General features: G+C 39.4%; 12 protein-coding genes. All 12 read left to right on the forward strand.

The features are described from left to right. Positions 1-39: 39 nt before the first annotated feature. The 12 genes from ACZ1GV_RS03230 to ACZ1GV_RS03285 all read left to right on the forward strand — a co-directional run bounded on the left by ACZ1GV_RS03230 (position 40) and on the right by ACZ1GV_RS03285 (position 11,025). Positions 40-1,953, forward strand: coding sequence for an ATP-dependent DNA helicase (locus ACZ1GV_RS03230; RefSeq protein WP_472675209.1), 1,914 nt, complete (start codon positions 40-42; stop codon positions 1,951-1,953). Between the two features lie 9 nt (positions 1,954-1,962). Then, the gene (tsaB, locus tag ACZ1GV_RS03235) at positions 1,963-2,649 is read left to right on the forward strand and encodes a tRNA (adenosine(37)-N6)-threonylcarbamoyltransferase complex dimerization subunit type 1 TsaB (RefSeq protein WP_472675210.1); all 687 of its coding nucleotides are present in this window, start codon (positions 1,963-1,965) and stop codon (positions 2,647-2,649) included. Between the two features lie 84 nt (positions 2,650-2,733). After that, entirely contained in the window at positions 2,734-3,336 is a 603-nt protein-coding gene (locus tag ACZ1GV_RS03240; protein ID WP_472675211.1) for a TetR/AcrR family transcriptional regulator, read from the forward strand. A gap of 34 nt (positions 3,337-3,370) precedes the next feature. Then, positions 3,371-3,802 (forward strand): hypothetical protein, encoded by a 432-nt coding sequence (locus tag ACZ1GV_RS03245; protein ID WP_472675212.1) that lies wholly within the window; start codon positions 3,371-3,373, stop codon positions 3,800-3,802. Positions 3,803-3,843: 41 nt separating this feature from the next. After that, on the forward strand, positions 3,844-4,440 hold the full coding sequence (locus ACZ1GV_RS03250; protein WP_472675213.1) for a Slp family lipoprotein: 597 nt from the start codon (positions 3,844-3,846) through the stop codon (positions 4,438-4,440). Between the two features lie 30 nt (positions 4,441-4,470). After that, the gene (locus ACZ1GV_RS03255) at positions 4,471-5,301 is read left to right on the forward strand and encodes a class I SAM-dependent methyltransferase (RefSeq protein ID WP_472675214.1); all 831 of its coding nucleotides are present in this window, start codon (positions 4,471-4,473) and stop codon (positions 5,299-5,301) included. A 4-nt stretch (positions 5,302-5,305) separates the two neighbouring features. Next, positions 5,306-6,148 (forward strand): alpha/beta fold hydrolase, encoded by an 843-nt coding sequence (locus tag ACZ1GV_RS03260; RefSeq protein ID WP_472675215.1) that lies wholly within the window; start codon positions 5,306-5,308, stop codon positions 6,146-6,148. A gap of 142 nt (positions 6,149-6,290) precedes the next feature. Continuing rightward, a complete protein-coding gene (fadD, locus tag ACZ1GV_RS03265; RefSeq protein WP_472675216.1) occupies positions 6,291-7,943 on the forward strand; it encodes a long-chain-fatty-acid--CoA ligase FadD in 1,653 nt (550 codons plus the stop codon). Between the two features lie 68 nt (positions 7,944-8,011). Further along, the gene (gene rnd, locus ACZ1GV_RS03270; RefSeq protein ID WP_472675217.1) at positions 8,012-9,190 is read left to right on the forward strand and encodes a ribonuclease D; all 1,179 of its coding nucleotides are present in this window, start codon (positions 8,012-8,014) and stop codon (positions 9,188-9,190) included. A gap of 3 nt (positions 9,191-9,193) precedes the next feature. Next, entirely contained in the window at positions 9,194-9,484 is a 291-nt protein-coding gene (locus tag ACZ1GV_RS03275) for a YcgL domain-containing protein (RefSeq protein WP_210560011.1), read from the forward strand. A gap of 10 nt (positions 9,485-9,494) precedes the next feature. Continuing rightward, on the forward strand, positions 9,495-10,514 hold the full coding sequence (locus ACZ1GV_RS03280; RefSeq protein ID WP_472675218.1) for a lytic murein transglycosylase: 1,020 nt from the start codon (positions 9,495-9,497) through the stop codon (positions 10,512-10,514). A 10-nt stretch (positions 10,515-10,524) separates the two neighbouring features. Beyond that, the gene (locus tag ACZ1GV_RS03285; RefSeq protein ID WP_472675858.1) at positions 10,525-11,025 is read left to right on the forward strand and encodes a YcgN family cysteine cluster protein; all 501 of its coding nucleotides are present in this window, start codon (positions 10,525-10,527) and stop codon (positions 11,023-11,025) included. Positions 11,026-11,039 lie beyond the last annotated feature (14 nt).

The raw sequence follows: 11,039 nt of genomic DNA on the forward strand, positions 1-11,039 counted from the left end.
AAACTGCAGTTCGAATTTGTTATTTTTGGATGAGCTTGGGTGAAACAAACAGTTAATCAGTGTTTTTCAGATGAAGGGGCGCTTGCTAAGGCTATCCCTGGATTTAAAGCCCGACAATCGCAACTAGACATGGCCAATGCGGTCGCTGCAGCAATTAAAGACGGTAAGCAGTTAGTAGTGGAGGCCGGAACAGGTACGGGCAAAACATTTGCCTACTTAGCACCTGCTATTTTAGACGGGCGAAAAATCATTGTCTCTACTGGAACCAAAGCATTACAAGAACAGCTGTTTCATCGCGATTTACCTTTGGTAAAGCAAGCGATAAAACCACGCTTAAAAACGGCTTTGTTAAAAGGTCGAAGTAATTACCTCTGTATTTATCGTATGAACCAAAATGGTCAGCATCCACCATTTGATGATCCCGAATTTATCACAGACTTATCGAAGGTTCGCCGTTGGAGCTCAGAGACAGACTCCGGAGATTTAGGTGAACTTACTTCTATTGAAGAAAATAGCCGTGCAATTCCCTATGTAACGAGCAGTGTTGATAACTGTTTAAGTAAAGATTGTCCAAATATTGGCGAGTGCCACGTAGTTAATGCTCGAAAGAACGCATTAGAAGCAGACTTAATTGTTGTGAACCATCATTTGTTTTTTGCAGATATGGCACTTAAAGACACAGGTTTTGGCGAATTAATCCCAGAAACTGATGTCATTATATTTGATGAAGCGCATCAAATCCCTGATATCGCAGCGGAATACTTTGGTGATCACTTTTCTTCTCGTCAAGTTTTTGAATTATGTAAAGATATACAAGCAGAATATCAAACTAACCTGCGTGATTTGTCGCAATTAAATAAAGCAGCAATGAATTTAGAAAAGAATATTTTGGATATGCGTTTAGCATTTCCTTTTGATAGTGAACGAGGTAACTGGCGCGAAAAAGCATCACAACAAGAGATTGTTGCTGCTATGCAGTTAGTACACAAGTCGTTCGACTTCATATATGACGTTTTAAAATTAGCTGTTTCACGAACAGAGGCGATAGATTCCTGTTTTGAGCGATTGGTCCAATTACGAGGCAAGTTTGATAGGGTCAATCAAATAGAAGAAACAGGTTACAGTTATTGGTATGAGACCAGTAAACGACATTTCACTCTGCATACCACACCGCTTTCAATTGCTGACAAATTTGGTGGTTTTGTAAAAGAGTCGGATTCAAGCTGGATCTTTACCTCGGCGACCGTTTCGGTTGATGATGACTTTGAACATTACACTAGTCAATTAGGCTTACCGGAAGCTCGCACCCAAATTCTTGGTAGTCCATTTGACTATCAAAAACAGGCGCTGTTTTGTGTTCCTAGGTATTTCCCAGAACCAAACGACAAGGCTGCTGTGCGAGCGTTTGCCGAATTAGCATTAGAACTTGTTGAAGCAAGTAAAGGCCGTGCATTTTTGTTATTTACTAGCCACAGAGTCATGTCTTTAGTTGCTAAAATGTTAGAAGATCAAACCAAGTTACCACTGTTAGTGCAGGGAACAACCAGTAAGCGATTATTATTGGAAAAGTTTACCAAGCTCAAAAATGCCGTGTTATTGGGGACCAGTTCGTTCTGGGAAGGTGTAGATGTAAGAGGTGATGCTTTATCTTTAGTGATGATAGATAAACTACCTTTTGCATCCCCGGACGAACCTTTACTGCAAGCGAGAATGGAGGACTGTAAGCTCAAAGGCTTAGACCCATTTAAGCATGTTCAAATTCCTCAAGCTGTTATTTCATTAAAACAAGGGGTCGGTCGTTTGATTAGGGATGTTACAGATAGCGGTGCTCTGGTAATATGCGATCCAAGACTGGTGACGCGCCAATATGGCGAGACTTTTATGCGAAGTTTACCCGATATGAAACGTACAAGAGATACTGATCGAGTAGCTAGCTTTTTAAAAACTTTATAGTGTGTAAATATGAAATTATTAGCCTTAGACGCCGCTACGGAAGCTTGTTCGGTAGCAATAAAATCCGACGAAAGAGTATTTAGTTACTTTGAAGTTTGCCCTCAGCAACATTCTCAAAAACTATTGCCTGGCGTAGAAACATTACTTAAAGAATCGAAGCTTTCATTAGAGCAATTTGATGGCATTTTATACGGCTGTGGCCCTGGTAGTTTTACTGGCGTTAGAATCGGCGTTTCTATTACACAAGGGCTTGCTTTTGGTGCTGATTTACCTGTTTTAGGCGTTTCTAATCTTGCGCTTATGGCACAACAAGCTATTGAAGAGCATGGCGCTGAGCAAGTCATTGCAGCAATAGACGCGAGGATGTCTGAAGTTTATTTTGCTATTTATAACAATATTGATGGTGTTGCTGTAGCAGCCCTTGCGGATACAGTATGTAAACCGGAGACAATTGACTTGTCTGATTTTAAACTGTCAGATAATGCCGTTGCTGTAGGAACTGGTTGGGAAACATATCAGGAAATTCTATCGTCTAAAGTAAAGTGTGAGATCAGCAACATTTTACTACCAGATGTTAAATTTGGTTTTACGTTAGTTGAAGACAAGTTTAAGAATGGTGAAGGTCTTCCTGCCGAGATAGCTCAACCAAATTATGTCAGAGATGAAGTCACTTGGAAAAAATTACCAGGCAGATAGTTTGAACTTTTTGGTTATTTTTAAGACAAAGTTAGTGCATAATTAAAACCGACCGGTTGGTTGTTATTATTAGAGATAAATTTTATGGCCTTAAGAGATCCAGATAAAACCCGAAAAAATTTGTTAGAAATTGCGTCATGCCTATTTCAGCAAAAAGGCTATAACGGCACAAGTTTGTCGGACATAATCAACAAAGCTGATGTGTCTAAGGGTGCGCTTTATCATCATTTCTCAAACAAACAAGAGTTGTTGTATGCCGTCGTTGATGAGCTTTTTAAAGAGCAGTCAAAAGCACGTTGGGAGCCATTAGCAAAAGCCAATGATCCAATGGAGGCAATGGCACTTTCAATAGAGGAAATCTCTGAAAATGCGTCTCAAGATGACATGTGCAATGGCTGTCCAATTCACAATCTTCTTGCTGAGCTTGGTGCTACAGATGATGGTTTAAGAGTCAGAATTGATGGCATCTTTTGTTCTGCACAAAGCTCAATTTTGAATGCCATTGAGCGAGCAAAAGAGTTAAATCAGGTAAGTCACACAGTTGACAGCAAACGAGTATCAACTTTAATTATGTGTACCCTGAACGGAATGCCACAAATGGTAACTAGCTGTCAAAATAGAGATGTTTTTAAAGAGATCACATCCGCATTATCGGATTATATTCGCAGTTTTAAAATCGTTGACTAAACTTAAAGTAACTAGATTATTTTAGGAGTTAGTTATGCCAGAAGGTATCGGTTACGGACCAAATGTTGGTGGAAATGTTCGAGCTGAACAGCAACTTATCCAACAGCAGAATCAAAACAGAGACGCGAGCGTTCAACGTCGAGAGCAGCAAGAAGACGCTGTGCAAAGTCGTCAAAACACTGAGAACATTCAGCAACAAGAGGCTTTGCAATCAGAGGCTGGTAGAAGTGAACAACGCCAGCGAGATGAGCGTTTACGTACTGACACAGCGGATACATCCAATCAACTTAGGGCTCCTGATGCTCAAACAATTCAACAACTCGAGCTCAACGCCGCAACCCGTCGAGAGCAACAGCAAAACTCCTCAGGTTTAGGTCAAACGGCGGTGAATTCATACAATAGTCTACAAGTTAATGAAAGTAGCCAAGATATAGCTAGAAAAATAAAGGTTGATATTACAGCGTAATTTGCCTAATACTAGCCGTTACAAAATAGTGAGGTAGGTAAATGAAGTTATTAACAAAAAGCTTAATGGTACTTGGAACATTCGCATTACTCAGTGGGTGTGCAAGTTACCCAGACTTAGTTAGTGTTCCTGAAAATACTAAGCTAACGGAGTATTCATCTGCCAGTGCCGACGATGTTAAATTGGTCGGACAGCAAGCCCGTTGGAGCGGTGTGATTGCTGATATTAAAAACGAAGCAGACAAAACTCGCTTTGATGTTCTGTACTATCCAGCCAAAAGTAATGGCAGACCTGATTTGAAAGATGATCCTGCTGGCCGTTTTAGAGTGTATGTGGATGGTTTTTTAGACCCTGAGGTGTTTAAAAAAGGTAAATCTGTGACAGCGTTAGGTGAGATAAAAGCTAGTGAATCGCAGAAGATAGATGAGTATGAATATGTTTATCCTACGTTAACGAACGCTAAGTTGCACTTATGGAAAAATTCGGTTGCACCAACTAGAGTTCAGTTTCATTATGGTTGGTACGGTTATAACCCTAGATGGTATTGGCAAGGCGGTACACGCCACTTGTATATAATTGGCGGTAATAACAAAACAAAGCCCACTGGTGTGGTTAAGTCAAAAGACAACAAACAATAATAAAATTAATAATTACCAAGGCTGAACTTAATGTTTAAAAGCTCCTTATTGACCGCGCTTTATTGCGCGGTCGCTGTATATTCGGCACAAACTTCTGCGAGTCAACCAGGCAAAAATATTGAAGAAATTCTCAATGGCGATCACCGTAGTGTTGAACACAAAGCTCGTGATAATTTTCGTCATCCGGCTGACGTTATTAAATTTTTTAATATAAAACCGTCAAGTACTGTACTTGAGGTGTGGCCTGGAAATGGTTGGTATAGCGAAATACTTGCGCCTTACCTAAAAGACAATGGACAACTAGTAGCAGCAACGTTCGGGTTGAATAATCAAAACTCAGACGATAAGCGTTTAGCATTTTGGAGTAAAATCGCACTAGAGTATCGAGAAAAAATGTCGGACCAGGCATTGTATGGCACGGTGCTTTTTACTGAATTTGAACCACCTGAGCAAATTGATATTGCGGAAGTTGACTCGATTGATATTGCGATTATTGTTCGCACGTTGCACATTTGGGATGAGGTTGGTCAAATGCAACAAGGCTTAGAGTCAGTTCATAAGGCGTTAAAACCAGGCGGAATCTTGGGTGTCATACAGCATCGCTCAACTCAGTTTTCTGACTTTTCATCTTCTGCGCCGGAAGGTTACTTAGCTGAAAATTATGTGATTAAAGCAGCTGAAAATGCAGGTTTCAAGCTTGTAGAAACCAGTGAAGTTAATTCTAATGACGCCGACACCAAAGACTACCCTAAAGGGGTATATACTCTGCCTCCGACTTTAGCAATGGGCGCATTGGATCAAGATAAGTATTTGGCCATTGGTGAAAGTGATCGTATGACTCTGAAGTTTGTAAAGCAATAAAGCATTGAACAAAAAAATTATCAAAATATCGGGTGGCGAAGTTACTGCCATAGAACATATGTCGTCGCCTGACTCTCCTACAGTACTCGCATTGCATGGCTGGCTCGACAACGCCGCGAGTTTTGTTCCACTTATGGATATATTACCGAACGTAAACTGGATCGCTATTGATTTACCAGGTCATGGCTATTCATTTCATCGTGCCAATAATAGTTATTATCATTTTATTGACTGGGTTTCAGACATAATTGAAGTCATTGATGCACTAGATCTTGACTCGCCACCAGTATTGGTAGGGCACTCTTTGGGTGGTATGTTAGCGACAGTTATCGCGGGCTTGTATCCAGACTCGATCGCAAAGCTTGTTCTCATAGATTCTGCGGGTTTAATTATTCAAGACGACACTTTAGCCCTCAGTGATATTAGAAGTGCTATGGACTCTCGCAAGCTAATCGCTAATAAGAAACCACGAATTCACAAAAATATTGAACTGGCTATAAAGGCTCGGCAAGAGGCCGGTAACTTAAGTTATTTAGCGGCGAAAAGATTAATCCATCGAAATACTCAATTGGTTGATGGTGGATTTACTTGGAGAACGGACCTAAGGTTAAAAACAGGCTCACCAGTTCGGTTAAACAAAGTTGCGGCTGAGCAAATTATATCAGCGATTACAGCAGAAACATTGTTAATATTAGCGGATGATGGTTATCAAACTATGAAAGAAAGTTATGCTATGTTTCAACAATGTTATAAACAACACACATTGGTAAAAGTATCAGGTCACCACCATTGCCATCTTGAAAACCCTTCACAAACAGCTCAGCATATTGGTGAATTTTTACTATAATTGCCGAATAATTAAACTAATATGATGGTTTGATGCTTTTTTATTCTATCTAATTTGTCTGATCGGATGAGTTGGAGTATTGTAGCGGATTATTTTGGTCTTAAAAAATTGAAAGCATTGAAAATTGATTCAGGAGAGCGTTTTGGACAAGATCTGGTTAAATAAATATCCTAAAAATGTAGCATCAGAAATAGACCTAGATCCGCAACATTCGTTATTAAACGTTGTTCAAGACAGCGTCGCAAAATTTGGCGATAAAGAAGCATTCATGAATATGGGTAAATCCATTTCATATAATGAGTTAAATAGAGAAGCAGAAGCTTTCGCCGCATATCTTCAAAATGAACTTGGTATTAAAAAGGGCGATGCAGTCGCGATTATGATGCCAAATTTATTGCAGTATCCGGTAGCTCTTATTGCCGTACATCGAATAGGTGCTATTGTTGTTAATGTTAATCCACTCTACACACCTCGCGAATTAGAACATCAGTTAAACGATAGCAAATCAAAAGCCATCATTATTGTTGAAAACTTTGCCAATACACTAGAGCAAGTTTTAGATAAGACCGCGGTAGAACATGTGGTGCTTACTAAAATGGGCGACATGCTTGGAATGAAGGGCTTTGTTGTTGATTTTGTGGTTAAGTTTGTTAAGAAAATGGTTCCTGATTATAACTTACCAACAGCGATACCATTTAAAGACGTGATTAAAAAGGGACGCCAACTTTCAGTTACCCCTGTGGAAGTTGTTGGTGAAGATTTGGCCTTTTTACAGTATACCGGCGGTACCACAGGTGTATCTAAAGGAGCGATGCTTACACATAGCAACATGGTCGCGAACCTAGAGCAAGTTTCAGCATTGTTAGGGCCGTGCTTGGAAGAAGGGAAAGACACGATAATAACAGCATTACCGCTTTATCATATTTTTGCATTAACAGCGAACTGCTTACTCTTCTTAAAGTTTGGTGGAACGAACGTTCTAATTACAAATCCAAGAGATATGCCGGGTTTTGTAAAAGAGCTTAGCACGGTAAAATTCACAGCGATTAGTGGTGTAAATACATTATTTAATGGCTTGTTAAATACTCCTGGATTTTCTGAACTCGACTTCTCATCACTTAATTTAAGTATTGGTGGTGGTATGGCGGTTCAACGCGCAGTAGCAGAGCGTTGGTTAAACGTTACTGGTTGTGATTTATTGGAAGGTTATGGCTTAACAGAGTGTTCACCAGTTGTTTCATTTGTGCCTTTTGATATTGGCCAATATACGGGCAGTATCGGTGTCGCAGTGCCATCTACGGATATCCGTTTAGTTGGTGAAGACGGTGAAGACGTCAAAGCAGGTGAGCCAGGTGAGCTGTTAGTTAAGGGGCCTCAGGTTATGCGAGGTTACTTAGGACGACAAGAAGCGACTGACGAAGTGTTGACAGATGGTTGGTTGTCTACTGGTGATATCGCTAAAATTGATGATGAAGGCTTACTGTATATAGTTGATCGTAAAAAAGACATGATTTTAGTTTCTGGATTTAATGTATTTCCAAATGAAATTGAAGACGAAGTGGTTACTCACGAGGGCGTTTTAGAGGCGGCCGCTATTGGTATTCCTCATGAAGTGTCTGGCGAAGTAGTTAAGATATTTGTCGTTAAAAAAGACCCGAGCTTAACGGAAGAGCAAGTGATTGAACATTGTCGTGAAAGATTAACAGGATATAAAGTTCCTAAACTGGTAGAATTCCGAGACGAATTGCCAAAGTCTAATGTTGGCAAGATCTTACGTCGTAAGCTTAAAGAATAATTGATTCTACAATTTGATTAAAAGCTGACTAAGGTCAGCTTTTTTTGTTTTAAAGAGTGAATAATATAGTGAAAGAGTCACAATCTGAATACCAATACGTCGATAGCCAAGCGCAGTTAGATGCATTTTGCTCACAGGCATCAAGTGCCAGTGTTTTAGCGCTCGACACGGAGTTTGTTCGTACCAGAACATTTTATGCTGATTTAGGATTAATTCAGGCTTACGATGGAAAGTCACTAGTGCTTATAGATCCACTAGTAGGATTAGACTTAGAGCCGTTTTGGCAATTATTGACAAATAAAAACATCACTAAAGTACTACACTCTTGTCACGAAGATCTTGAGGTTTTTAAGGTTTATTCAGGCCGCTTACCACAACCCCTTTTTGATACGCAAATTGCAGGCCAATTTTTAAATGACGGAACAGTGTTAGGTTTTGGTGCTGCGGTCGAAAAAACACTAGGTGTGGTATTAGATAAAGGTGAAGCAAGAACGAACTGGTTAAAAAGACCTTTAGAACAAACTCAACTCCACTATGCCGCAAACGACGTTAAGTACTTACTACCGCTTTATCATGCGTTTAATGAGGAGCTTCAATCTCGTAAATTGGATCAGTACAATTTGATTGAAGCCGAACTAAAAGTTGAACAAAAAAGTAAAGACAAAGATATAGAGAACTTGTATCAAGATTTTGGAAATGCATGGCAGTTAAAACGAAGAGAACTCGCTGTTTTAAAAGAATTATGTATTTGGCGCTATGACGTCGCGGTTAAGAAAAACTTAGCGTTAGGCTTTGTGGCGAAGGACGCGACATTATTTACGCTTTCGCAGCGCCGACCAGCAGATTTAAACAGTTTAAAAAACATTCCGGATATTCATCCAAGTGAAGTTCGTATCCATGGCAAGGCAATGTTAGATTGTATTTCGAAAGGTAAAGAAGTGGAGTTAGAAGATTGCCCTTTAATAATTCCAAGACTAACTGACTTCCCAGACTATAAGCAGGCTTTTAAATTATTAAAGCAGTTAGTGACAGAAGCAAGTGTTAAACATAATGTACCTCTGCCACTTTTAGCGACAAAAAAACAGTTGAATCAATGGGTGAAATGGCAATGGCAAGTGCCGGGTCAAGAACAACCAGACTTTTCCCAACCATGGCGCTATGCTCTGCTAAAAGACAGCTTGCAAATTTGGAATGAAAAGTACGATATCGGAAAGCTCTCATACAACCCACTCTTAAAGAAAGGCTAAATTATGCAACTATGTACAATATATAAAAGCTCAAAAAAGGCCGAAACTTATCTATATGTAGAGAAAGCCGATGACTTTTCAAAAGTTCCAGAAGCATTGATGGAATTAATTGGTCGTCCGCAACTCGTCATGACTTTAGACTTAGATCGTCGTAAACATCTTGCAATTGCCGACCTACCTAAAGTAAAAGAAGAGTTAGTAGAGAAAGGGTTTTATTTACAAATACCACCCCCACAAGAAAACTTATTAGATACATTTAAAAAGAACCAAACACATTCTAAAGAGGATGTATAAGAGAGGTTACATGAAGTTAAGAACTATCATTGCAGGAATTCTTTTGTCGTCGCCTATATTTTCGTCGTTAGCGGCTGACAAACCATCTTTTGAGCAATATGTTGAAGGCTTAAAAAAAGAAGCAATTGAAAAAGGTTTTGAATCTAGTTTTGTTGAAACTCATTTATCAAATTTGACTTACCTAAAACGTGTCGTTAAAGCTGATAAAAATCAACCTGAATTTGTTGAAACACTTGATACTTATTTACCAAAACGAGTACCGGAGTGGAAGGTAAAAAAAGCGAGAGAAGCTTATGTTGAAAATCGCGAGTTATTAGAAAAGATTGCGGCTGAATATGGTGTTCAAGCTAGGTTTATCGTCTCTTTGTGGGCATTAGAAACGAATTTTGGTCGTATACAAGGCAAAATGCCGATTATTGATTCGATAACAACACTGAGTTATGACGGACGACGAGAAGCTTTCTTTAAACGTCAATTATGGGCTTCACTTCAAATTCTCCAAGAAGGCCATATAAGTAAAGAAAAGTTTGTGGGTTCTTGGGCCGGCGCAATGGGGCAATGTCAATTTATACCAACGTCATTTCTTGCCTATGCTGCCGATGGTGACAAAGATGGTAAGAAAGACATTTGGACCAATAAAACCGATGTTTTCGCCTCAATCGCCAATTACTTGAAACAAGAAGGTTGGGATAACAATAAAACCTGGGGTCGCCAGGTACTTTTACCAGAAAATTTTGATAAGAATCTAATCATGGCGAAAAATAGTAAAGGTCGAAAAGGTTGGTTAGAAAACTTTGCTAAAAATGAAAAGCCATTATCAGAGTGGGCAGACCTGGGCATTAAACGTATGGATGGAAAGCCATTACCAAATGTTAATATAACTGCAGCGTTGATTATGCCAGATGATGCGAAAGGCCGTATGTATTTAGCTTACGATAATTATAAATCGTTAATGCACTGGAATCGTTCGTATTACTTTGTGACCTCTGTGGGGTATTTAGCGGATCGTATAGGATATCCAAAAATTTAATATGACAACAATGAATAACGCAGCACCTTTTTGGAAAGAAAAATCGTTAAAAGAAATGACTCGCACAGAGTGGGAGTCTATTTGTGATGGATGTGCAAAATGTTGTCTTCACAAATTGATTGATGATGAAGGGTATGACGATGCGGTTGATACTACACATATTAATGAACAAGAAGAGCTTCATTTTACGTCAGTGGCGTGTCGATACTTAAATGATAAAAAGTGTGAATGCAGTGTTTATAGTGAACGAACTAAATTAGTCCCAAGTTGTATTCAGCTTACTCAGGACAATTTAGAGCAAGTTTTTTATATGCCAACCAGTTGCAGTTACCGTCGTCTTCAAGAAGGACGAGGGCTACCGAGTTGGCACCCTTTGCTGAATAAAGGCAAAAAGTCTGCTATGCATAAAGCTGGTATGTCAGTTAGAGGAAAAATTGTGTTTGATGATATGATTTCAGAGGAGCAATTTGAGGATTATATTGTTGTTTGGCCGCTAAAAGACCTAGACTAAAGCGTGTAATTTGG

This window comes from Psychrosphaera sp. HA2-10 (genome assembly GCF_055693745.1).

Excerpts from the sequence above, each read along its gene's own strand:
- tsaB (WP_472675210.1), top strand. The coding sequence starts at position 1,963 with ATGAAATTATTAGCCTTAGACGCCGCTACGGAAGCTTGTTCGGTAGCA.
- ACZ1GV_RS03240 (WP_472675211.1), top strand. The coding sequence starts at position 2,734 with ATGGCCTTAAGAGATCCAGATAAAACCCGAAAAAATTTGTTAGAAATT.
- ACZ1GV_RS03245 (WP_472675212.1), top strand. The coding sequence starts at position 3,371 with ATGCCAGAAGGTATCGGTTACGGACCAAATGTTGGTGGAAATGTTCGA.
- ACZ1GV_RS03250 (WP_472675213.1), top strand. The coding sequence starts at position 3,844 with ATGAAGTTATTAACAAAAAGCTTAATGGTACTTGGAACATTCGCATTA.
- ACZ1GV_RS03255 (WP_472675214.1), top strand. The coding sequence starts at position 4,471 with ATGTTTAAAAGCTCCTTATTGACCGCGCTTTATTGCGCGGTCGCTGTA.
- ACZ1GV_RS03275 (WP_210560011.1), top strand. The coding sequence starts at position 9,194 with ATGCAACTATGTACAATATATAAAAGCTCAAAAAAGGCCGAAACTTAT.
- ACZ1GV_RS03280 (WP_472675218.1), top strand. The coding sequence starts at position 9,495 with ATGAAGTTAAGAACTATCATTGCAGGAATTCTTTTGTCGTCGCCTATA.
- ACZ1GV_RS03285 (WP_472675858.1), top strand. The coding sequence starts at position 10,525 with ATGAATAACGCAGCACCTTTTTGGAAAGAAAAATCGTTAAAAGAAATG.